Source organism: Ignavibacteriales bacterium (assembly GCA_026390795.1).
Classification (GTDB): domain Bacteria; phylum Bacteroidota; class Ignavibacteria; order Ignavibacteriales; family Melioribacteraceae; genus Fen-1258.
On sequence record JAPLFG010000005.1, the window covers coordinates 241,730 to 264,766 of the forward strand.

19 protein-coding genes and 1 other RNA gene are annotated in these 23,037 nt (G+C 36.3%); 7 read left to right on the forward strand and 13 right to left on the reverse strand.

The window, feature by feature from the left end:
- Window positions 1–73 precede the first annotated feature (73 nt).
- The gene (locus NTX65_17125) at window positions 74–1,390 is read left to right on the forward strand and encodes an Nramp family divalent metal transporter (GenBank protein MCX6171060.1); all 1,317 of its coding nucleotides are present in this window, start codon (window positions 74–76) and stop codon (window positions 1,388–1,390) included.
- A 10-nt stretch (window positions 1,391–1,400) separates the two neighbouring features.
- Complete coding sequence (locus NTX65_17130) at window positions 1,401–2,684, forward strand: CBS domain-containing protein (GenBank protein ID MCX6171061.1); 1,284 nt, start codon at window positions 1,401–1,403, stop codon at window positions 2,682–2,684.
- Window positions 2,685–2,889: 205 nt separating this feature from the next.
- Here the strand turns inward: NTX65_17130 and NTX65_17135 are convergent, their stop codons facing one another.
- The 7 genes from NTX65_17135 to NTX65_17165 form a co-directional block, all read right to left on the reverse strand.
- A complete protein-coding gene (locus tag NTX65_17135) occupies window positions 2,890–3,066 on the reverse strand; it encodes a hypothetical protein (GenBank protein ID MCX6171062.1) in 177 nt (58 codons plus the stop codon).
- A 125-nt stretch (window positions 3,067–3,191) separates the two neighbouring features.
- Window positions 3,192–3,977: a BtpA/SgcQ family protein gene (locus NTX65_17140; GenBank protein ID MCX6171063.1), complete on the reverse strand. Its 786-nt coding sequence runs from the start codon at window positions 3,975–3,977 to the stop codon at window positions 3,192–3,194.
- A gap of 458 nt (window positions 3,978–4,435) precedes the next feature.
- Window positions 4,436–4,787, reverse strand: a transfer-messenger RNA (tmRNA) gene (gene ssrA, locus NTX65_17145).
- 23 nt (window positions 4,788–4,810) lie between these two features.
- Window positions 4,811–5,359, reverse strand: a complete 549-nt coding sequence (locus NTX65_17150; GenBank protein ID MCX6171064.1) for a cob(I)yrinic acid a,c-diamide adenosyltransferase — start codon at window positions 5,357–5,359, stop codon at window positions 4,811–4,813.
- Window positions 5,356–6,429: a hypothetical protein gene (locus NTX65_17155; GenBank protein MCX6171065.1), complete on the reverse strand. Its 1,074-nt coding sequence runs from the start codon at window positions 6,427–6,429 to the stop codon at window positions 5,356–5,358. The genes NTX65_17150 and NTX65_17155 overlap by 4 nt, the downstream gene beginning before the upstream one ends.
- A 49-nt stretch (window positions 6,430–6,478) precedes the next feature.
- Window positions 6,479–7,333, reverse strand: a complete 855-nt coding sequence (locus tag NTX65_17160) for a hypothetical protein (GenBank protein MCX6171066.1) — start codon at window positions 7,331–7,333, stop codon at window positions 6,479–6,481.
- Between the two features lie 42 nt (window positions 7,334–7,375).
- The gene (locus tag NTX65_17165; GenBank protein ID MCX6171067.1) at window positions 7,376–8,743 is read right to left on the reverse strand and encodes a dipeptidase; all 1,368 of its coding nucleotides are present in this window, start codon (window positions 8,741–8,743) and stop codon (window positions 7,376–7,378) included.
- A gap of 290 nt (window positions 8,744–9,033) precedes the next feature.
- Here NTX65_17165 and NTX65_17170 point away from each other — a divergent pair, with 290 nt between their 5' ends.
- Together NTX65_17170 and NTX65_17175 are read left to right on the forward strand one after the other, a co-directional pair.
- Window positions 9,034–10,398, forward strand: a complete 1,365-nt coding sequence (locus NTX65_17170) for an LptF/LptG family permease (protein MCX6171068.1) — start codon at window positions 9,034–9,036, stop codon at window positions 10,396–10,398.
- A complete protein-coding gene (locus NTX65_17175; GenBank protein ID MCX6171069.1) occupies window positions 10,382–11,467 on the forward strand; it encodes an LptF/LptG family permease in 1,086 nt (361 codons plus the stop codon). The genes NTX65_17170 and NTX65_17175 overlap by 17 nt, the downstream gene beginning before the upstream one ends.
- Before the next feature lie 43 nt (window positions 11,468–11,510).
- On the opposite strand, the gene NTX65_17180 is transcribed toward NTX65_17175, so the two are convergent.
- From NTX65_17180 to NTX65_17205, 6 genes are all read right to left on the reverse strand, one after another.
- Window positions 11,511–13,724, reverse strand: a complete 2,214-nt coding sequence (locus NTX65_17180; protein MCX6171070.1) for an adenylate/guanylate cyclase domain-containing protein — start codon at window positions 13,722–13,724, stop codon at window positions 11,511–11,513.
- Between the two features lie 15 nt (window positions 13,725–13,739).
- Window positions 13,740–16,151, reverse strand: a complete 2,412-nt coding sequence (locus NTX65_17185; protein ID MCX6171071.1) for a hypothetical protein — start codon at window positions 16,149–16,151, stop codon at window positions 13,740–13,742.
- Between the two features lie 40 nt (window positions 16,152–16,191).
- On the reverse strand, window positions 16,192–16,896 hold the full coding sequence (locus NTX65_17190; protein MCX6171072.1) for a FecR family protein: 705 nt from the start codon (window positions 16,894–16,896) through the stop codon (window positions 16,192–16,194).
- Window positions 16,897–16,911: 15 nt separating this feature from the next.
- Entirely contained in the window at window positions 16,912–17,988 is a 1,077-nt protein-coding gene (locus NTX65_17195) for a hypothetical protein (GenBank protein MCX6171073.1), read from the reverse strand.
- A 159-nt stretch (window positions 17,989–18,147) separates the two neighbouring features.
- Window positions 18,148–18,474: a DUF3467 domain-containing protein gene (locus NTX65_17200; GenBank protein ID MCX6171074.1), complete on the reverse strand. Its 327-nt coding sequence runs from the start codon at window positions 18,472–18,474 to the stop codon at window positions 18,148–18,150.
- Between the two features lie 81 nt (window positions 18,475–18,555).
- Complete coding sequence (locus tag NTX65_17205) at window positions 18,556–19,716, reverse strand: tetratricopeptide repeat protein (GenBank protein MCX6171075.1); 1,161 nt, start codon at window positions 19,714–19,716, stop codon at window positions 18,556–18,558.
- A 176-nt stretch (window positions 19,717–19,892) separates the two neighbouring features.
- Between NTX65_17205 and NTX65_17210 the strand changes: the two genes are divergently transcribed.
- From NTX65_17210 to hutU, 3 genes are read left to right on the forward strand one after another with little or no spacing between them, the layout of a single operon-like run.
- Window positions 19,893–20,981, forward strand: a complete 1,089-nt coding sequence (locus NTX65_17210) for an adenosine deaminase (protein ID MCX6171076.1) — start codon at window positions 19,893–19,895, stop codon at window positions 20,979–20,981.
- Between the two features lie 26 nt (window positions 20,982–21,007).
- Window positions 21,008–21,346 (forward strand): hypothetical protein, encoded by a 339-nt coding sequence (locus NTX65_17215; protein ID MCX6171077.1) that lies wholly within the window; start codon window positions 21,008–21,010, stop codon window positions 21,344–21,346.
- Window positions 21,347–21,348: 2 nt separating this feature from the next.
- Window positions 21,349–23,007: a urocanate hydratase gene (gene hutU / locus NTX65_17220; protein MCX6171078.1), complete on the forward strand. Its 1,659-nt coding sequence runs from the start codon at window positions 21,349–21,351 to the stop codon at window positions 23,005–23,007.
- Window positions 23,008–23,037 lie beyond the last annotated feature (30 nt).

Sequence of the window (23,037 nt, forward strand, 5' to 3'; positions counted from 1 at the left end):
ATCATTAACTAAATTGCAATTTAAAATTGCCAGTTAAAGAAACTCCAATAATTTCCTTTGGGGAAGCACCTTAATGTTCTGGATAAGCAAAACCATACATTATCTAAGCAGATTCAAGCGCCGCACAATATTACTCTTTGCTGTTATAGGTCCCGGTATAATAACGATGGTTGCCGATAATGATGCGGGCGGCATATCAACTTATGCGGTAACCGGTTCAAAGTATGGGTTCAATTTGCTTTGGGTATTTTTCATTCTTATACCGATGGCATATTTTATTCAAGAAATGACTGTTCGTTTGGGTGCAGTAACAAAACGCGGTCATGCAGAAGCAATCTTTGACGGTTTCGGAAAATTTTGGGGTTGGTTTTCAATTTTTGATCTTGCAGTAGTTAATTGGCTTACTCTGGTTACAGAGTATATCGGCATGACAGAAGCAATGCTGATGTTTGGTGTTCCTCCGTGGATTACATTTCTATTTGTTACAGCAATTTTGATGCTGGTCGTTCTCTCCGGTAAATATTGGACGTTCGAAAAAATTACACTATTGTTTTGCGTTTTCAATCTTGTTTATATACCTGCAGCATTATGGGCTATGGACACGCCTACAGCACCGGGCTGGGGTGCAGTTGCGGATGGTTTTATCAATCCGAAATTTCCCGGCGGCTTAACTCAAGACTTAATTTTTATTGTGATGGCAAATATTGGAACTACAATTACACCATGGCAAATATTTTTTCAACAGAGTGCAGTTGTTGATAAAGGAATGGATGTTAGAGATATTAAATATGGAAAGATAGACACGCTTGCAGGTTCAACATTAACCGGTATTGTTGCAGTTTTTATTATTATCGTTACAGGCGCCGCATTTTATTATCACTCTCCACAAATAATCATTCAAGATGCAAAACAATCGGCAGATGCTTTAGTTCCTTTACTTCCACACGGGCAGGGAGATTGGGCACGGAGATTATTCGCAATCGGTCTTTTCGATGCTGGATTTCTTGGCGCTTTGTGTATCTCGCTTTCAACATCTTGGGCGGTAGGAGAAGTATTTGGCTGGGCGCACTCACTTAATAAAAGCGTTAAGGACGCACCTTGGTTTTATGTTGTTTACTTAGGAACATTGACAACAGCAGGCGCTATTGTGCTAATTCCCGGTGCACCGCTAATTACAATTACAATGTTCGTTCAGGTTGTAGCCGTTACGTTATTACCCGCGGCGTTAATGTTTCTAATTTTGCTTTTGAATGATGAAAATTTGATGGGCGAATACAAAAACACCCGGACACAAAATATTATTAACTGGGGCATTACAATTTTTGTAGTTCTTATCTCAACACTGTTCGGCCTAACTATCCTATTTCCCGAATTTATTAAGTTAGTGTAGGAGAAAATTTATGGCACAATTAAATAATCATACTATTAAGATGCATGAGTTGCCATCGGGTACAAAAGAATTTAGATTTTTAAATTTTCTCGAGCTTATCAAACTGCCAGTTTGCGCCGGAAAGATTAAAGACAAAATCGGAAAGGTTACAGATATTGTATTTAAGCTTAGCGAACCATTCCCCGAAGCAATTGGAATTTACATCGAACATGGTTGGGGAAAACCTACAGAATTTGTTCAATGGGATAAAGTTATAAAGATTGAAGATGATGCAATTTTTGTTCAGAAACTTGAAGAAGGAAAAACTTATCCGCCTTTTGTTGATCAGCCCGGATGGATTTTAGTAAATGAGCATTTGATCGGCAGAACAATTCTTGATATGGATGGAAGAAGAATTGAAGTTGTAAATGATGTTCATCTTCTTGAAACAAAAGAAAAAATGATAATCGTTCATGTTGATATTTCTTTCAATGGATTTTTACGAAAGTGGGGATTCAGACGAATAAGAGTAATGAAAGATCAGTTGATACCATGGAAATATGTTCAGCCGTTATCTCTAGAAGATGCTGGAAGCAAAGATAAGGTCTCACTTTCAATTACAAGAAATCAAATCAAAGAATTGCCCGCGGAAGATCTTGCAGATGCGTTGGAAGAACTTTCAGGCGAAGAACAGCAGGCTGTCTTTTCTGCTCTTGATTCAGAGACTGCAGCAGAAACATTGATTGAAGCTGAACCACGGGCTAAAAGACAATTGATGTCTAATCTACGCAAGGAAAGAGCACAAAATATTTTATCCGAGATGTCAATTCCTCAACTCGCTAATTTGTTTTCAGTTCTTCCAAACGATGATGTAATTGAATTAATACAATTAGTACCCATAGCAGATGCAGAGAAGATTAGCAAGATACTATCGGAAAAAGAAGAAACTGCCCGCGTGATGATGACTTCAAATTATCTTGCAGCACCAAAAGAAAAGACAACCGGTGAAATTTTAAAGTCATTAAAAAATTCGGATGTTGATCGAAGTAATATATCTTACATTTATGTAATCGCACCGGAAGATAATACTCTTCTTGGCGTAGTTGATTTAAGAGAACTTGTAATTGCACCGGATGAAACTACGTTGGCAGATATAATGGTTTCTCCGGTAGTAACTGCTGAAGAGGAAGATCTTAGAGATGATCTTGAAGAATTATTTGCCAAGTATCATTACAGAATGATCCCGATTGTTGACAGACATGATAAACTTCTAGGCGTCATTAAAGATAAAGATATTTTAGCAGGAGCAGATTAAAAAAAATCAATCAGAGGTTGAAGATGCCGCAAGTAAAAACAACTCCTATGGTAAAATTTGCCATGATATTTTTAAGATTGTATCTGATTATAATGCTGGTACTGATCGGATTTAAATTTTTCAAAAGTATTTGGTAGTATAATTTTCTCTTAACAATTATCTTTTAATGAGAATAGCGGATCAAAGCAAAAATTAAGTTCTACGATTATTTTTTGATATAAGCGTTCAGACCAATTATCACATTTTTACCATCAACGAGACATTGCGTTGTAGTATTGCCGTGTGTAGTTGCTACTACTAAAGTTTTTCCTGAAGCACTTGGTGTTGGTTCCTGCAAATCAATGCTTATAAGAAGCTTTCCATTTTCGATTTTTACTTCCATGTTCTCAATCTCCTAATTTAAAATTATGATATTCTGTAAATCAATATTCTCACTCATCATCTAATAAACATTTTGGACTAAACTAACTATTACGATTGGATTCATTTTTATTATAAAGATCACGCTTAACTTATTTTTTTCATTAACGCTTTCACTCTGTCAGGATCAATTGGATTTGACCATATACCATTTACCTTAAAATAAGATCCGATAATGAGAGCGTCGCAATATTCAAAATATTGATTTACATTCTTTTCTGTTAAACCGGAACCGGCAATCACCGGAATATTAACATTCTCTTTCACTTGTTTAATTTCATTTAAGGATGGTTCTTTACCAGTTGCGCTTCCTGTTATTATGACTCCATCGCTTAAAAAGAATTCCGCTGCTTTGGCTGTATCAACAATATCCGTATCGGATGTAATTGAGTGCGAGCTGTGTTTTTTCTTGATGTCTGTAAATACTAATACATTCTCCGCGCCAATTTGTTTTCTGTAGCGTAATAATTCACCTGCATCTGAATTGAACATACCTTCATCCGCAATGTGAGCAAATACAAATCCTTCTGCCCGTATAAAATCCGCTCCGGCAGAATGCGCGGCGGCAATTGCTTGTTTATTAGCACCGGCAAGGATCTGAATTCCGGTTGGCATTTCGAAATTCCTTTTGATCTCATATAATATTATGCTCATGAGCGATGTAACTTCTGGTCCAACAATTCGATTAAGATAGGGAACATCATGCATATTTTCTATCATCAATGCGTTTAGACCACACGAGCGGTATAATGATGCCTCTGATTTTGCTTTATCGATAATTGCTTTGACGTTTCCAGAATATTTTGGTGTACCCGGTAAAGAATCAACGTGGATCATACCTATTATTGGTTTGTGATTATTAAATAGTTTCATAGTATTTTTAATTTATTTGGTATATCAATATATAACCTGGACAATTATTTCTCACCAAAACCTTAACAAAATATTAGTAAGTATATAGATATTAAAAATGCTTCTTAGAAAATGTTCTACCGGAATTACTTTTCAAATATTTTTCGAAGGAGTAGGCTTTGTGCGTATCGGAGAATGAACTTGAAGTAGTAAGTTGCCAAAGTTTGTATTTTGAAGTATGAGCCGATCCCCCTTGATTATGCTTGTCTAAACGTCTTTTAAGATTAATAGCACAGCCGACATAATAATTTCCGGGATACTTGATACTCCCTAATATATAAACGTAATAAAACATAGCAGAGTAGTACTACGTCGTAGTTTTGAGCGACAACATTCTAAAGCCGAACTTTTCGGCTTCGTCCCAAAATTCGGGATTATGCCGTATTCGGCTTCATTTTTCGCAAGCTCAAAACGAAGTAAAGTGGAGGTGGCGGGAGTCGAACCCGCGTCCGAAATTATAATCCAATGAACTTCTACACACATATTCTCTTTTTTGATTTCATCCCGTTAACATCAAGAGACAGATTTTAGCGGGACAATTCCGAAATTTAGTTCGCCTCTTCTATCCGGAAGTTCGATTCAGCTATCACGCCAAGCGGCGTTCTTTCAATCCCCGGCGTGAGTGGAACTGAAGAACGGCTGCGTAAATTACGCAGCTAAAGCGTAGTTATATTCGCCTTTTATCTTTTTTACCGTCGTTTAACGTGTCTACGGAGAACACGGTGTGCAATTCAAAGAACTGATAACCCCGTCGAAGCCAATGTCACCCCCAGAAAAAAATTGAGAATGGAAAATCATTTTTTCCACTCAACATCCGGGTGTCTTGACAAAAAATTTTCAAATCTAGCAAGAACAAATAAAAGATCAGAAAGACGATTCAAATATACTTCTATTTGATCATTAATCCCTTCTTCTCTGGTTAACGCAACAACTTCTCTTTCGGCTCTCCGGCAAACAGTTCTTGCATGATGTAATATTGCAGAAACTTTTGAGCCACCCGGTAAAATAAAATTTTTCAAAAGAGGAAGTTGTGAATCATATTTATCAATCAATGATTCAAGTCTAGCTGTAAATGTAGAATCAATACGAGGTATCGTAAAATTTTTATTCCCGTTTTCAAGCGGAGAAGCTAAATCTGACCCTACAGTAAATAAGTCATTCTGTATCTCTGCAATAATATCTTTGAGTTCCGCAAAAGTAATTTCCGCTACTGCAACTCCTAGAATTGCATTTAGTTCGTCAACAATTCCATAAGCTTTAATTCTTAAATCGTCTTTCCGAACTCTTTTACCGCCAAAGAGAGATGTCTCTCCTTTGTCACCGGTCTTCGTATAAATTTTCATTTTGCTTCCGGCAGCTCATAAAATTTTAGTTCTACCTTTTTATTATCAGATTCGATCGTATAAAGTGCTCCCTTTTCCAATGCTTTCTTTCTGATAATCGCTAAACCTTTTTGTTCCGGTAATAGTTCAGCTTTGGATAAAGTTGTAATCTTTCCAACTTCATTATCAAGCGAATCATTTATAACGTATGATTCCGTTGGACAAACTGGATCTTCCAATCCAACTTGTAAAAATCTTTTTTGCACTTTATCGTACGTATCAAGTCTTGCAATAACTTCCTGGCCGATATAACAACCCTTGGTAAAACTAACTTCGTGAATAAGATTTACTTCATGAGGATTTGTTTCATTATTAATTTCATTGGGATAAACCGGAATTTTATTTTCAATTCTGAATGCGTCGAAGGCATCATCACCAACTAGATTCAAATCGAAAACACTTTTGATGCTAAAAAGGTATTCAATAAAATCTACACTTTTTTCTGTGTTGATTAATACTTTGTAAATCTTGATTCCATTTATTTCTTTTTCGACAAAAAAGTAAAACGTAAAACCGTCAACATCAAATCTTCTCACAGTAGTAAAATCAAGCGTGTTGATTTCTTTTCCAATTAAGAGAGTTAAAAATGATTCCGATTGGCGCCCGATAAAATCAACAATCACAAAAGTGCCGGAGACATCTTTGATTGTAATATCTTCTGTTATGATGAATCTATCAATCCAGCTGTAAAGCTGTCTGCTATTTTTCGAATTACCGATAAGAAGAAAATCATTTTCAAAACTTATAAGTGTAGTACGATCTATAAATCTTCCTTTTTCATTTAAGAAGAGTGTATTTCTCTTTTCCAGCACTTTTAAATCTTTTAGAGAATTTGATGAAACTCTGTGCAAAAAGTCTAATACATCTTTACCACTCAATTGTATCAGCATCAATTCCGAGTTAACTCTTAAACCAATTCCGTTGCGCAGTGAATCAAACTCATCTTTAGCAGAAGTAAAACTTCTAAACACAGAATTTATTTTTACGTTATCCGGAAATCTTTTGTTCAAATAATCGGTAATAGATGACATTAGCTGGTTTTCCTGAAACATTTTATTCTTTTCTCATTTTTAAACTGGATTAATATTTTCTGGACCATCTCGGGTTTTTATCCGAAATGTAAAGTTCCCTCTTCACGCTCCAATAAAACGGTATTGAATCGAGAACGCGTATAGAATAAAGTGAATCTTGCCTCGTATTTCTTGTGAAAAGAAATTCGTAATAATCCGGGAATTTATCGTTGTTAATATTTGCAAGAGTTCTCTTTAATGCTATTCCGGCATAAGTCTCCATTAGATGAGGCGGTTTTCGCCAGCCATCAACCATAAAGAAGTTATAATTTCGATGACCGGAGATAATACCATCTTCGTAATTAAGTTCTACGTACTTTATATTTTTTGCTTTCCAATTCTTAATTGTAATTCGATTGAAGCCGCCATGGATTGGGACTTCAGATTCCCAGAGTCTCTCGAACTGTCCATCTTTACATTCAAATAAAGTCAGCCAGAAAAATGCGGTGCCGAGTTTTGTGCTGTCTAAATTGATATAGCTTGATTCATATCCGACTACATTTTGCGTTTCAATGTTGCGTTCACTCGGTTTTGATTTCGCAATTACTGAAAGTACAAAGTTTCCGCCATCTCTAAAGTAAACCACCGCTTCCTTCGGTACGTTGAAAGTGTAAGTTCTATCAAACTGAACGAGATAGGTTCCTTTTTCGTAATTGTTGAGAATAAATTCTTTTAAAGAGATCGTATCGCACTCAAACCGGTTTTTAGTCTGTTCTTTTTGAATATCAATATTGTAATTTCTGAGCTCCTCATCTTTAGCACTTGAAGTAGCGGCATCGCCCTCAGCTTCCCCCTTTTTGGACGTACATGCAAGTGCCATTAATCCCAAAAGAGAAACCACTATAAATAATTTATAGAGTTTCATTGTACAATCCTGTTTAGTAAAAAAGAAATTCATTATCTAAAATTAAGTCTTTGAAAATTCATCCAGAAAAAGAGCGGAGGCGTAAAGTCCTTTTTCAAAATTTTCAAGTAAAAAATGTTCGTTTGGAGAATGAATATCATCCGAATCCAAACCTAATCCCATTAGCACGGCTGGGGCTTTGAGCTCGTTAACAAAATCTACTACAACCGGTATGGAACCGCCTTCACGTGTAAAAATAGTTTTTTTGCCAAATGCTTTGGATGTTGCTTTTGCAGCCGCATCAATTGCTTTACTTTCCAAAGGAACTACAACACCATAGCCATAATGTAAAGTTCGCACATCTGTTTTGATGCTCTTCGGAGAAAGTGAGTAAATATATTTTGTGAATTCCTTTGCAAGTTTTACCGGATCTTGATTTGGAACGAGGCGCATACTTATTTTAGCCAACGCTTTTGATGGAAGAACTGTCTTCGCGCCTTTCTCTGTAAATCCGCCAATTATTCCGTTACAATCCAATGTAGGACGAGTCCATAATCTTTCTAAAGTTGAATATCCGGATTCACCTTGTAATTCTTTTACACCAAGTTCCTTTGCATATTGTTTATCAGAAAACTTTAACCTCTTGAAATTTTCTTTTTCTGTTTTGGAAAGTTTAAGAACGTTTTTATAAAAATTTGGGACAGTTACTTTTCCATTTTTATCGTGTAGTTTTGAAATTATTTTTGCCAATTCATTAATTGGATTTGCAACTGCGCCGCCAAAACTACCAGAATGTAAATCGCGGTCCGGTCCGGTCACTTCAACTTCCATATAAAGCAATCCGCGCAATCCATATGTAATGGTTGGAACACCTTGAGCATACATACTTGTATCTGAAATCAAAACAGCATCGCACTTCAGCAAATTTTGATTTTGCTTTAGAAATAATACAAGGTTATCGCTGCCAATCTCTTCTTCACCTTCAAGAATAAATTTGACGTTTAGAGGAAGTTCCCCAATAGTTTTAAAAAATGCTTCTACACTTTTGATATGTACAAAATGCTGTCCCTTATTATCATTTGCACCGCGTGCCCAAATTTTACCATCTCGAATTACAGGTTCGAATGGAGGATCATTCCATAATTCCAGCGGATCGGCAGGTTGAACATCATAATGCCCATAAATTAGAACAGTCGGTTTATCAGGTTTGCCGAGCCATTCTGCATAAACAAGAGGATTGCCGGCTGTTGGAAAAATTTCAACACGTGTCATACCGGCATCTTTCAATTTTTGAACAGCAAAGCCGGCACACTTAACCATTTCATTTTTATGTGAATCGAGCGTACTAATGCTTGGAATTCTTAAATAATCTTTTAATTCTTCCAGGTAATTGTTAAAATTATTTTTTAAATGATTTATGACTACTTCCACTAAATCCTCCAATCTTCTCAATTGTAAGTAATAAAATATAACTTTCCGTTTCAAATTTACATCTATCAATTTCTGTATTCAAGTAAATAACCATTTAATTAGTCGAAATCATTGGAGGTAAACTGCTTTGGAAATTAAAATTTTTGAAGGATAATTACTTTTTGAAACTCTTCCGTATGTAAAATCGCTATCCCGAACTAAAGTAATGAAATCTAGATCTTAAAGTAAAGGTTTTGGATTCTTTTCTATTTATGGTAAATTTCGACTTCAAAGCCGTATATGAATTACCTATGATAATTATAAAATATATACTGAAAAACCATCTTATCCCGTTCTTATTTTCGATTTTTATTTTACTATCTGTTTTTGTACTGCAGTATATGGTGAAGATGGCAGACCGCTTGGTTGGAAAAGGGTTAAGTGCATGGATAATAATTCAGCTGGTCACTTATAGTCTTGCTTGGATGGTTGTTCTAGTTGTACCAATGTCGGTTCTGATTGCTACACTAATGGCGTTTGGTTCTATGTCTCAGAACAATGAAATCTCAATACTAAAAGCAACAGGCGTAAGTTTATACAGGATGCTGATTCCCCCACTGCTAGCAAGTGTACTGATTGCACTTTTTCTTGTTCATTTTAATAACAATATTTATCCAGATGCAAACCATGCACTGAGAATTTTATTAGAAGATATTTCAAGAAAAAAACCAACTCTTTCTTTAGTTCCGGGAGTTTTTTCTCAAGAAGTTGCAAACTATTCTATACTTGTACGGGATATTGACCAGAACACGAATCAATTGAAACAGATAACAATTTATGATTATTCCCGCCTTCCAAAAGTAAACATTGTTACAGCGTCAACAGGTAAAATTTATTTCTCGCCAGATCAGAAAAAATTAATTTTGGATTTGAATAACGGCGAGATTCACGAAACAGATAATACCCAAAAAAATTCTTACCAGAAACTTCAGTTTAAGCGGCATAAGATTGCAATGCCTGCAGAGCAATTTACATTTGAACAGTCAGGACCGGGAGGACAACGCGGTGATCGTGAACTTGGTGCAGTGCAGCTAAAAGTACTAGCAGACAGCATCTCGCGAATACAATCAAATTATGTCGCGGATTACAACAAAAAAATAACGTCGTTGATTAATTATCAAAATAATTCGCGGCTGAATGATAATAATACGAACGGAAAATTTGTTTATTTAAAAGCACAACAAAAACTTCGAACTGATGAAAGCGCTATGAATGATATACTCTACCGATTAGACTCTAATGACAAGGAGTATGATAGATATTGGGTTGAAATCCACAAAAAATATTCGTTACCGTTTGCATGTATTATTTTTGTTCTGATTGGTGCACCTCTTGGAACTATGATGCGCAAAGGCGGTTTTGGAATGGCCGCGGGGATGAGTTTAATCTTCTTCTTGGTTTATTGGGCATTTCTGATTGGCGGCGAAAAGTTGGCAGATAGGGGATTGCTTTCGCCTTTGATGGGAATTTGGAGTGCAAATATTTTTCTCGGCATTCTTGGAATTTTATTAATGATCAAAAGTGCAAGAGAAAAAGTTACGATCAGTTTTGATTTCTTTTACAAACTTATTCCTAAGTCATGGGGACCTCAGATAGAGAATGATGAAAATTCTTGACCGCTACCTTGTGAAACAATTTCTTCAGACAATTCTATTCGGATTGCTTGCATTTACTTTACTTTTTGTAGTGATCGATTTAATGGAAAACCTTGGGGACTTTTTAGATCAGAATGTACCGAGCCATCTTATAATACAATATTACATTGTCTTTATTCCGGAAATGATCCGTTTGATGACACCCGTATCAGTTCTTTTAGCAAGCCTGTTTACTGCCGGTAAAATGGCAAACACAAATGAATTAACTGCAATTAAAATCAGCGGTGTTAGTCTCTATCGATTCATGGCCCCTTTTATTATTACTTCATTGTTGATTAGTATTATTTCAATCTATTTCGGCGGGTATCTTGTACCGATAGCCAATAAGCAGAAAATTTTCATTGAACAAAATTCAATGAAGAAAGGAATAGTTTATTTTGGCAATAACATTTTCTTCCAAGACAACAGCACTAGAATAGTAACAATTAATTATTATGATGTCTCACAAGGACAGGCTAATCAAATCAGCATTCAAGAATTTAATCCGAATGATAAAACAAAGCTTGTCTCCCGTTCCGATGCATTCCGCATGAAATATGATCCGGCAAAAAAATCTTGGTTTGTATATGACGGCATCACAAGGACTTTTACAGATTCGACCGAAACGATTGAGAAATTTGCTATGAAGGAATTCAAGAATTTAAATTTCAAACCAGACGATGTTATGAAGAAACAGCGTAAACCGGAAGAAATGACTTTAACCGACCTTAATAATTATGCACAGGAACAATTACGAACCGGAAATGATCCGACTTCCACGTTAATTGAATATCATTCACGTATTGCATTTGCATTTGCTAGCGTGATAGTAGTACTGTTCGGGCTGCCTATCTCTTCTGGTCGGAGACGAGGTGGACTCGCAATTCAGTTCGGGATCAATTTGCTAATAACTTTTATCTATCTTGTCTTCATGAAAGTGAGCCAAGCATTTGGCAAAAGCGGTGTTTTGAATCCTTTGATAACTGCGTGGTTTGCTAATTTTATTTTCTTGCTTGCAGCGATTTACAATATTAAACGGGCACAAAAATAAAAAATTAGAGAATTTTAACTAGGTTATTGTTCAGTGTGCTTTCTCACTTAGATTTCATCTCGAATACACCATCCCAATTTTCACTCGGAGGATTTTTCAAGTAGAATTCACAACGCTGCATATAAACTTTGGATGGATAATCTCCAAGTTTTTCAAATGATCTTTTGAAATAATCTTGAGCAGAATCAAAACTTCTCTGACGATATAAATCTATCGCCTGAAAATATAAATCCATTTCCTCTATTGCTGTCTCGGCTTTTTTATCTCCAACAACACTTATCAATTCGTATACTTTAGTCGGTTTGCTTTTCCCTTTTACACGAATTACATCTAGCTGCCGAGATAGAATTTTATCTTTGCACTTTTCATGAGTGGATTCGCCAATCATAATATTTGTCCCATATTCTTTGTTGGCGCCTTCAAGTCTGGATGCTAAATTAACATCATCACCAAGGACAGTATAATCAAACCGTTTCACCCCACCAATGTTGCCTACAATAACATCTCCTGAATTAATTCCGATCCTAATTCTAATTGGAATTTCTCCGCTCTTCGACCACTTTTCCCGCATCTCCGCTAATTTAGTCTGCATTTGTAACGCGCTCAGACAAGCCTTATAAGCATGGTTTTCAACTTCAATAGGAGCTCCCCAGAAAGCCATTACAGCATCACCCAAATATTTATCAAGAGTTCCTTCATTGGCTAGGACAATCTCTGTCATTTCATTCAGATACTCATTAATAAAACTGACCAGTTCTTCCGGTTGTTTATTTTCTGCAAATGATGTGAAGCCTGCTATATCACTAAATAAAACGGTTACGTTTTTCCGCTCACCACCAAGACGAAGTTTCTCCGGATTGGATAAAAGTTCATTTACAACATGCTTGCTCACATACTGGCTGAACATTCCTTTTATTAAAACATTTTGCTGGCGTTCACGCAAGAAATGGTATGCAGTGCTGCTAAAGTAGCCGATTATCACCGCAACCGAAGGACTTACGATTGCAATCACAAGTTTGTTTTGAATGAACAGAATAATACTCAATTCATAAATTCCAAAGACAAGAAGAATTATAAAAACTACATTGAGCACTTCAACTAAAAAGCCGATTTTAATCTTTATCTTTCTAATAAATGAAGAGATATAAAATGATATAAAAGTTAAAAAGAAAATGGCAAAGAGTTCACTTCCTTTTGATTGGTTGAAAAGAAAATCATTGTTCAGAATATTTTGAATAATGTTCGCATGGAATTCCACACCGTAAATCAGATTGTCTCCTTTATGCTTTCCTTCAGCAAATGAACAAGCCAACATATCTCTGTCTTCCGGCATAGTTGATCCGATGATAACAATTTTGTCTTTGAACTTACCGCTCTGCAGAAGTCCGTATCCGGGATCATCCCAAGTATTGATATCACCAGAATCAATTTCATCAATCGTTTTGAAACTTTTATCATCAATTACATCTATTAGTTTTACGTGAGGGAATGTTCCGCTTGAACCATAGAAATTTATTAAGACAGTTGTCGCGTCATATTGCGGAATTTTTTTCCCGCCAAGAAGGAAGAATCCATTTTTTCTTTCTGCAGTTCTATTGCTCTTAAATCCATAATACTTATTGAGCAGGGCAAAACCAAAACTTGGAATTCTTTCTTGAGTTATATCTGTATATCTAAATGGCAAATATCGGCGGAAAACTTTATCAAAATCCGGCGGTGGCTGAACTATTCCGATTGAACTGTCAACTCCATAAAACATATTTCCATAATCTTCAAATATTTTTGTAACGTTTGATTTCCTTTGATCAATCAAACCCTCGGTTGTCTCATCAATTTTCCCCGCCAAAACAACTTTGCCGGATTCTCTGATAGCGCGCATCAATAATGTATCATTTGACGGAGAGAATCGATCAGGACCTGCCATTTCAACATCAATGCCGATGGCTTTTACTCCTGCTTTGGTCAGATTCTCAATAGCCTTTGCATAAATGAATCGCGGGAAAGGAGATGTATTGTATGGCGGCGGAATTTGATCAAACAGCTCCTGTGTTATATTGACAATTAAAACTTTAGATGAATCCTCAATATCAATCTTTCCCCTTTTGAGAAATCTTTGATCAATTAGTTTTAATTCCAGCTCTTTGAGTTGTGAGAATGTAAATAGATAATCTTGTGTAAGAAGCACAGTGAAAAGAGCGGCGGAAAATACAACTGCAAATTTTTGTATAAACTTGTTTCCTTTAATACCGCCGCTCATAAATTAGTCGTCATGTTATATTGTTACTCGTGCTGTTAAGCCGACGATTGAATTAGTAGATGCATCCGGAATTCTATAAATTCTTGATTGAAACATCAAATTAAAATTCAGAAAGACATTATAATCAGCAGTGAACTCAAGAGCTTGTCTCTTATAATCTCCAAAACTCGGGCTCAGAGTTGCCGTTAACTGTAATTTATTTTCAAGCAACCGATATCTGCCGCCAACAGTTAGAGTAAAATAATTGAATGGAATTCCTTTAATATCACTCGCGCTATATACAAAGCCGAATAATGACATCAATGATTGAGTCCAGTAACTATTTACATTCAGAGAAGTGGAGTTAAATTTTGCGTTTGTCATTGCCAAACTTTTATCATCTCTTGTAGACGTGGTAAAAGAAAGCGAACTGTTATGCTTCACTACCATCATGAAATCATAGGATAATTGTAAAAGGATTCTATTGGTTACATCATCAACTGCGTATTGTCCGTTGATAGGATCTGAGGATTTCAAACTGTTATTATTCAAATATTGGTTGTAACCGATTGTTATGTTGGGAAAATTGATCCGCGGAAAAATTGAGACAGATGCACTTAGAGTTTGATACGTAGTGGTTGCAATTTTAGTTTTTTGAAGATTGTCCTGCAGACTCTCGTAACCGAATGATACGAATAATTTATTATCGAGCATTCTGAATCGATCAACCAGGTTTACACCCTTAACATCGGTTCTTAAAAATGATTGACCGAAGGATTGGTATTCATTGCCGCGGTAGATATACGAAGCACGGAGAGAATTATTAAAATAGTTAAGTGCTAAAGCAGCTTCTGCCGCAAGTGAAGAAAATTCCTGGGGGTTCCATGGACCGATATACTGATTAACAGTTATAAATTTACCAAGAATATCCCGGGCTTTTTTTACATTGCTTGGATCAATATTAAAATTACCATTCGGCCCAAAGACAGAATCAATCTGTGCATCCGTTAAATTTCCGCTCGAAATATCTTTGTTGTAAACATCAACTGCCGCTTGAGACGTGAATAAGATGTTCTGATTATCAAAAGCGAACATCAAATCAGTTCCGATCACAATATTTTCTTGAGGGCGGGCGCCAAACTCAATAGAATTTTTATCGTCTTTAGAATGCAGATAACTTAAGCCGAATTGGAAATTTTCCCCGCTTCCGAATGAAGGGCGGATTGCAAAAATTGTTCTGTTATAAGTACCAAGTTCAACTTTGCCAAATGAAAAACCATTGTATTTACTGCTACTAATTGGAATTATATCATTTCCCAAAGGCGCATTGCTCGCGGTAAACTTTTCTATCAAAGTACCTTCAACATTACGAACTGTCTCTCCGGAAGTCACCTGTAGATTAATGAATCCTAAATTTACAGCGCCAGTAAAACCGCGCACTCGTTTTCCGTCCATTATCAAATTTGGAAAACGCGGGAATGCATCCCCGACTTTCAAATCGAGCCAATCTCCGCCTTGTATTGATGCTGAGTATCTGTTGTAGGGCTGCAGATTATTTTTTTCTTCCGATGTTAAATAAGCATAACCGTTTAACTTCCATTGATCTACAGAACCATTGAATTCTGCCGAGATATTATTACGCCAAACAGATGTAGAACCAAAATTTTCACTTCTCGATTCACCCATTGCATAACCGTTGTACTTCCATCTCGACCCTACAGCTTTTGCAACTTCTACCGATACAGTTTCAAAACTTCTGGAAACAGTGTGATATAGATTTCCCTCTTTATCAAAGACCTCAACCTTCAGCAATTTAGCACCAAAGCCTATTTTATTTTCAAGATTTTCACCGCTAAGAATAATTAAATCGCCTGCTATTAATTCGCTTGAAGAAATATCCACATTGTTTAAGAATATTTTGGTTTTTTTAATATCAACAATATCCGGTGCTTTTATGAATGAAATCGATATTAATAGTTCTTTTTCAGACATCAATTCACCATCCGCGGGACTTATAATATTAATTTCCCTATCCTTTTGTGAGAAAGCCGAAACCGGTATCTGAAGCGGATTGACACCTTTATCGACATCCATCGGATATGTTTGACTAGAGCCGTCTTTGATTCTTATTACAAGATAAAACTCAATATATGGCGGCTGAATAATTTCTGCGGGAATTGTGACTGAAGCTGTATTGCCTGCAATTAACATCTCAGCTTGTTTGTATTCATTTTGCCCAAATGATTTGTACGCGATATTAATTTCTGAAATATTCTCCGAACTAAATAGTTCAGCCGAAATTGAGAGAGCGGTTTTCTCTTTTGCATCGCCATATTTAACCGACGAAACTATGCTGCTGATCTGTCCAGAAGTCTTTACATTAAGTAGGAAAATTAAGAGCAGACCGAATACAAAAAAATCTTTAATAATTATTTTTTTTCTATTCATTTTATTCCTCAAATAGTTTAAGGAACCCTATAAAAAATATTTATTTATTTTCTGATGAGTAGTACTCTATTTCCACATCACCAAGTTTGGTCTTTATCTTAACTTTCTTTGTGTTAGTATTTTTGATTGAACTATTCTTGTCTTTATCAGCCTGCGTCTGCGGATTGATGCTTATATTCCCAGAGTTATCAATTCTTGCAGTATTCCCTTCCGTGAGAGAACCTTCTTTTTTGTCCCCTTTTAAAGATTGAAAATCAAGTTTACCTTTATCTAATCTTATTATTGTAGAATTATTATCATCAACCTCCAGAGATCCATCTGTTCCGCGTATTGATGCCACAGCAGTAGGAGTTGTGAATTTAAATTCTTCGTCTTCCTGCTTGTTTACTTCAAATCCAATCGTACCTTTGTTAAGAACGGTGTTTTTGTTCAGTTTTTTATTTTCTGATTTACCATAAACATTGAGTATCGCATTTTCTCTAACACGTAAAAGTCCGGAGCCATCTGTAAATATTATTAGTGCGAGAGACTTTGGACCGGTTTTTACTTGATCGCCGTCATTTAAAGGCAGTCCGGTTTTAGCAGCATCCCAATCGCTTTGCCCGCCTTTTTTATATGTAACATCTATTACTATTTTCTTTACCAAAGCTACAGGTGTATCTGATGAGGGTGTTGATTTCTTGCCGGAGTTAAAACCCAGCAGAAATGGAATAATAAAAATAATGATTAAGCTTTTCGCTTTCATAGTTTTATCAACCTTCTATTTAGCAGTAAAGTTTATCGAAATAACAGCTTCTTTATGTGTTTCCAAAAATGAAAGTATCTGTAAAAAGTCTGATAGAGTGATTGCTCGATCATTTTCATCAGTAATTTGAATTTGATCCATGGAAATATTTCCGCTTGATAATTTGGCTACAAATTCTTGATTGACCTGATTGGAAATTAAATTTGCCAGACGAATTAGATCCGGATTAATATTTGCTGCATCGGACCGGTTATCGCCGGATTTATCTAATAGGAAAGTGACCGGAGAACTTTTTAACAAAGTGCCTCCTCCGGGTCCTGATATATATGCGCTTACTGAAAGAACAATGCGTTGACCGCCAACCCATTGACGGTCTAGAATAGTACTTAGATTAATAACATTGGCAACTCCCACATCTCTATCCTTTATCAACGGGTCGCCACTGTTCAGAGCATCTTCCAGACTCGAAGAACCTTCCGGTAATATGCAAGCGCGTATTATATAACTTGTTGCACCTGCAACTGGAGTCCATTGTGCTTGAACATTTCCAACATCATATGAACTTTCATTTTGTGGTGATAGAATAGAAATTGTCTGAGCAGGATTAAAAAAATCAAAGTCTCTATATCCAGGGGGAGGAAGTTGGTTTAAAAAATTCCCGCGGTCATCATATAACTGCAATGATATTCTAATAACACCGGTGGGTTTTCCTCTTTTAGCTAATTCTTCTGCAAGAGTTTTATCTCCATTCACCGATTGCAACTGGATATCGGAGTTACCGACATCTGCATTTGTAAAACTCCTCGCTTTAAAAACTTTTGTCTTGAAATTAAATATTTCGCGGAAGCCACTGGTCAAGTCCATTTTCCAATTAACTTGTCCCTGAACAACAACATTTTTACCTTCTGGAATAATAGTTATTTGGAAAATTCTTGGCTGGCCGCTAAGATCATTGGAGATTAAAAATGCGCCTAAATCCACTGTACTCAAATCCTGAAAAACTTCTAAACTGATTTGAGGCGTTTGCGCTCTTAATAATAAAGAAGTGCTTAAAAGAAATAGTATTGTGAAAAAAATGCTTACCCTTCTCATATATTTACTCCCATAAAGTCAACTTATTGTAAAACAAAAGTTCTTTACTACATAAATAAAGTAGGTATTTCTTTTAACTAACTCAAGGAATGATTTCGAGTAAGAAATGAGTTGTGATATAGATTGTAAATGAGGTTCTCAAAAGAGAACCTCTTTATTTCAATTTACTTTTTCGTTTTTATCACTGCTTATAAAACCGAATTGAGGTGTGGGTTGAGCATCAATTTTAATTTCACCAAAACGGGATTCGAATTTATCAAGATTATCCTTCAATGCACGCATTAACATTTTTGCATGCTGAGGAGTAGTTATAATACGAGATAAAACCCGTGCTTTTGGTACACCAGGCACAACACGTGTAAAATCAATAACAAACTCTGCCGGCGAGTGTGTTATTATCGCAAGATTAGAGTAAATACCCTCTGCTTCTTTTTCCCCAAGTTCGATATTTATTTGTTGAGGATTTTGATCATTATTCTGGTTCATTTTATCACCTTTGATGTTCATAAAAAAACCCACAATCCCGCATTCGCGTGACTGTGGGCTTACGTTCAAATAGAATAAATATTATTTGTATTGTTCGGCTTTCTTAAACGCTTCTTCAGCTTCCTTTTTCATTCCAAGATTAGCATATACTTGTGCTAAACTAGTCCATACTTTACCTTCGCCTGGTTTAATTTCCAAATATTTTTGTAGATATGGAATTGTTGCTTTGAATTTATCCAAGTAAGATTTATCGTTGCTTTCTTTTTTAATCGCAACTTCTCTAAGATCGTTTCCCCAGCTGATATAAGTAGCGGCTAAATTATAATTGGCGTCTAAATTATTAGGATCCATTTTAACAACTTCTTCAAGAACTTTTGTCGCCTCATCATATTTTTTTGATTTTAGAAGAACTACACCATAGGCATATTTTAGCTCTCTGTTAGTCGGAGATCTTTCCGATAAAGTCTTGAATGATTCTGTTGCTACGTCCAGTTTTTCGGATGAATAATAAGCGTTTCCTAGTTGAAGAAGTATTTCCGCATCCGTAGGAAATTTTTCTCTTCCTTTTTCCAAAACATTAATTGCTTTCGAATACCATTCAAACGCTTTTACGCTGTCAGCTGCATTTTTTGATGTATAGTATGAATCCATCAAGTTAGCGCCTTTGAGTATAAAAATTTGTCCCAATCTTGAGAATGCAAATGCAGGTCTGCCCAAAGAAACTAATTTTTCCAATACAGGAACCGACTCATCTGTTTTTCCCATATTCAAATAAGAAGCTGCAACATTTTCATAACCAATCGTTGAATCAGGTTCGCATGCAATTGAGTTATTGAATTGTTGGATCGCGTTTGCGAAAAACATTTTCATACTGTCGGGATTGGTAGTCTTCACTGCACTATTGAAGAATCCAACACCCTTGTTGAAACTTGTTTGCCAGGTGTACTTCTTGTAATCGGTTATTTGCGGTTCATATTTTTTGCTGACTTCGAGGGATTTGTCGAATGCTTTTAACATTTCAATAACGTTGCCTTCTTCACTGTAAACGCCGCCTAACAAAAACCATCCTTCATCACTTTTTGGATTTTTTTCAACTTCTTTCAACAAGGTTTCTTTCGCTTTTGCATATTGTTTTTGATTAAGATACATCTTTGCGCCAGTTAATTCGGCTGATGCGCATTCAAATGCTGTAAATCCTAAAACCATACTTAAAAGACTTAAACCAATAAGTACTTTTTTCATTTATGCTCCTGTGTATTAAAAAGAATCGAATTTTACTGGACGAAAAATAACCATTTTAAGAAGGTGAAGTCAAGGCGAATTTGTGGTTCGTGAATGAGTGTAAAGCTTTATTTCAAAGATTTACATTAATTGATTTTCGGAACGCAAAAGGATAATTTTGAAAGAAAGGAAAATAAATGAAAACAGAAGAAATAATCCGCGGAGTTCCTAAAGTACTTCTTCATGATCATCTTGACGGAGGATTAAGAACTCAGACAATTATTGATCTTGCAAAGGAATTAAAATATACGAAGCTGCCGACTACCAATGCCAGTGAACTTGCTGAATGGTTTTTTCGCGGAGCCAATAAAGGCAACTTAGTTGAGTACCTTCAAGGGTTTGAGCATACGTGCGCCGTTATGCAAACAAAAGAAGGCTTAACACGCATCGCGTATGAAATGATGGAAGACATGTATAAGGACGGTGTTTGTTATGTTGAAACTCGTTTTGCACCAGTTTTTCATACCGAAAAAGGTCTTTGGTATGAGGATATTATCGCGGCAGTGTTAGAAGGACTTGAAAAAGGGAAAAATGATTTTGGAGTTGGCTACGGCTTAATCCTCTGTGGTATGCGTAATATGAAGAACACTTTGGAGATGGCAGAACTTGCTGTTAATTTTAGAAGGAATGGTGTCGTAGGATTTGATTTAGCCGGTGAAGAAGGCGGTTATCCTCCGAAGAAACATCTTGATGCATTTCAGTTTATCAAAAGAGAAAATTTCAACATTACAATTCATGCTGGCGAAGCATTTGGCAAAGAATCGATCTGGCAGGCAATTCAAATTTGCGGCGCTCACCGCATTGGTCATGCAACGCGGTTGATTGAGGATATGGTTTTCGATGCACAAGGTAATATTGTTGCATTGGGACAACTTGCACAATACATTTTAGATACACGCCTTCCGCTCGAGATAAATTTGTTAAGTAACGTTCATACTGGAGCGATTGATAAATTAGAAAATCATCCCTTTATAAAATTATACAATGAAAAATTTAGAGTATTCCTTAATACTGATGATCGGCTTATGAGTGATACAACATTGACTAAAGAATATTCTATTGCGAGCGAAATGTTTGGGTTAACCTTGGATGATGTTGAAAAACTTAATATAAATGCAATGAAATCTTCTTTCATTCCGTACAAAGAAAGATTACCCTACATTTATAATGTAATCAAACCCGGTTACCAAAAGATGCGGGAAAAACTTCTTTCACTAAAAGTATAATCTATTTTCAGAAGGCAAATACCAATATGGCAAAACCACTTTTCAAAAATTATGTGTACACTCTTGACAAGAATGAGAGAAAAATTCTTACTACTTTCTGTAAGACGATGCTTAAACAAATGTCTGCCGATGAACGATTCTTTGCGGATATAAAATCGTTCAATTCAATTATCGAAAAACTTAACGACGGAACCGACGAAATAAAATTAACCAAAGATGAAAAAACAAAATTAGTCTTCCGGTTGAAGGAAAACGTTGACCATATGAAAAAGCAAGCCGCAAAAGGATTCTTTCTAAAACGCTGGTTCTATAAATCTGCATATTCTCAATACGATAATCTCTTACAAAATTACTTCTTGGATTAAATATGGAAATAATGGAAAAAATTATAAAAGCACCGACAGGCTCAAAAATAAGTTGCAAAGGTTGGATTCAAGAAGCAGCAATGAGAATGTTGATGAACAATCTTGATCCCGATGTTGCTGAGAGACCTGAAGATTTAATTGTTTACGGTGGATCCGGTAAAGCCGCGAGAAATTGGGAATCATACGAAGCAATTATTTCATCATTGAAAAATTTAGAAAATGATGAAACTCTCGTTGTTCAATCTGGCAAACCGGTTGCAATTTTCAGAACACACGAAAACGCACCGCGAGTAATTATATCCAATGCTATGCTTGTTCCGGATTGGGCTACTTGGGATGAATTTCGGCGGCTTGATGCTTTAGGATTAACCATGTACGGTCAAATGACTGCCGGGAGCTGGATCTATATTGGCACTCAAGGAATCTTGCAAGGTACATATGAAACATTTGCAGAATGTGCCCGTCAACATTTCAATGGAACTCTAAGTGGAAAATTTTTATTAACAGCTGGATTAGGCGGAATGGGCGGCGCTCAACCTCTTGCAGCAACAATGAATGGTGCTGCATTCCTTGGAATTGATGTTGACCGCTCGCGAATTCAAAAAAGAATTGATACCGGTTATCTTGATGTTATGACTGAAGATTTAGATGAAGCACTAAAACTTGTTCTTGATGCACAAAAAAATAAGAAAGCTCTCTCTGTTGGATTTATAGGTAATGCAGGAGAAGTTCTACCAAAAATCTTAGAAAGAAAAATCACTCCGGATATAATTACAGATCAAACATCGGCACACGATACTCTTAACGGGTACATTCCGATGGGAATGAGTTTTGAAGAAGCATTAGATCTTCGCAAAAGCGATTCTAAAAAATATATTGCGTTATCAAAGAAAACTATTGTTGAACATGTAAAAGCCATGTTGGAATTTCAAAAACGCGGTTCGATCGCTTTTGATTACGGGAATAACATCCGCGGCGAAGCAAAGGAGAACGGTTTGCAAAACGCATTTGACATTCCCGGTTTTGTACCTGAATATATCCGTCCTCTCTTCTGTGATGGTAAAGGTCCTTTTAGATGGGCAGTTTTAAGCGGCGATCCAAAAGATATTTTTGAAACCGATAAAGCTGTGATGGAAACATTTCCGGAAAATAAAGCTCTGATAAGATGGATTGAACTCGCACAGCAAAAAGTACATTTCCAAGGATTGCCGGCACGAATCTGCTGGCTCGGTTATGGTGAACGAGCCAAGATGGGAAAAATTTTCAATCAATTAGTTGCGGATGGAAAAGTAAGTGCGCCAATTGTTATCGGAAGAGATCATCTTGATTGCGGATCGGTCGCTTCACCAAACCGTGAGACCGAGGCAATGAAAGACGGCAGCGATGCAATTGCAGACTGGCCTATTCTCAATGCCATGTTAAATGCTATCGGAGGTGCAAGTTGGGTTTCTGTTCATCATGGTGGAGGTGTTGGTATCGGTAAATCAATTCACGCAGGAATGGTTGTGGTTGCTGATGGGACTAAAGATGCCGAAGTGCGGATTGAACGTGTTTTAACGTACGATCCCGGAATGGGGATTGCTCGTCATGCTGATGCCGGTTATGATAGAGCAATTGATAATGCAAAAAAATTCTCTGTAAAAATTCCAATGATGAAATAACTCCAAAAGAGATCCAAATATGTATTCAAC

Bases quoted from the DNA above. Each gene is read 5' to 3' on its own strand.
- hutU (MCX6171078.1), top strand. From the start codon at position 21,349: ATGGAAATAATGGAAAAAATTATAAAAGCACCGACAGGCTCAAAAATA.
- NTX65_17155 (MCX6171065.1), bottom strand. From the start codon at position 6,429: ATGTCATCTATTACCGATTATTTGAACAAAAGATTTCCGGATAACGTA.
- NTX65_17195 (MCX6171073.1), bottom strand. From the start codon at position 17,988: ATGAGAAGGGTAAGCATTTTTTTCACAATACTATTTCTTTTAAGCACT.
- NTX65_17140 (MCX6171063.1), bottom strand. From the start codon at position 3,977: ATGAAACTATTTAATAATCACAAACCAATAATAGGTATGATCCACGTT.
- NTX65_17215 (MCX6171077.1), top strand. From the start codon at position 21,008: ATGGCAAAACCACTTTTCAAAAATTATGTGTACACTCTTGACAAGAAT.
- NTX65_17125 (MCX6171060.1), top strand. From the start codon at position 74: ATGTTCTGGATAAGCAAAACCATACATTATCTAAGCAGATTCAAGCGC.
- NTX65_17160 (MCX6171066.1), bottom strand. From the start codon at position 7,333: ATGAAACTCTATAAATTATTTATAGTGGTTTCTCTTTTGGGATTAATG.
- NTX65_17210 (MCX6171076.1), top strand. From the start codon at position 19,893: ATGAAAACAGAAGAAATAATCCGCGGAGTTCCTAAAGTACTTCTTCAT.
- NTX65_17150 (MCX6171064.1), bottom strand. From the start codon at position 5,359: ATGAAAATTTATACGAAGACCGGTGACAAAGGAGAGACATCTCTCTTT.
- NTX65_17200 (MCX6171074.1), bottom strand. From the start codon at position 18,474: ATGAACCAGAATAATGATCAAAATCCTCAACAAATAAATATCGAACTT.
- NTX65_17185 (MCX6171071.1), bottom strand. From the start codon at position 16,151: ATGAATAGAAAAAAAATAATTATTAAAGATTTTTTTGTATTCGGTCTG.
- NTX65_17205 (MCX6171075.1), bottom strand. From the start codon at position 19,716: ATGAAAAAAGTACTTATTGGTTTAAGTCTTTTAAGTATGGTTTTAGGA.
- NTX65_17190 (MCX6171072.1), bottom strand. From the start codon at position 16,896: ATGAAAGCGAAAAGCTTAATCATTATTTTTATTATTCCATTTCTGCTG.
- NTX65_17175 (MCX6171069.1), top strand. From the start codon at position 10,382: ATGATGAAAATTCTTGACCGCTACCTTGTGAAACAATTTCTTCAGACA.
- NTX65_17170 (MCX6171068.1), top strand. From the start codon at position 9,034: ATGATAATTATAAAATATATACTGAAAAACCATCTTATCCCGTTCTTA.
- NTX65_17130 (MCX6171061.1), top strand. From the start codon at position 1,401: ATGGCACAATTAAATAATCATACTATTAAGATGCATGAGTTGCCATCG.
- NTX65_17180 (MCX6171070.1), bottom strand. From the start codon at position 13,724: ATGAGCGGCGGTATTAAAGGAAACAAGTTTATACAAAAATTTGCAGTT.
- NTX65_17135 (MCX6171062.1), bottom strand. From the start codon at position 3,066: ATGGAAGTAAAAATCGAAAATGGAAAGCTTCTTATAAGCATTGATTTG.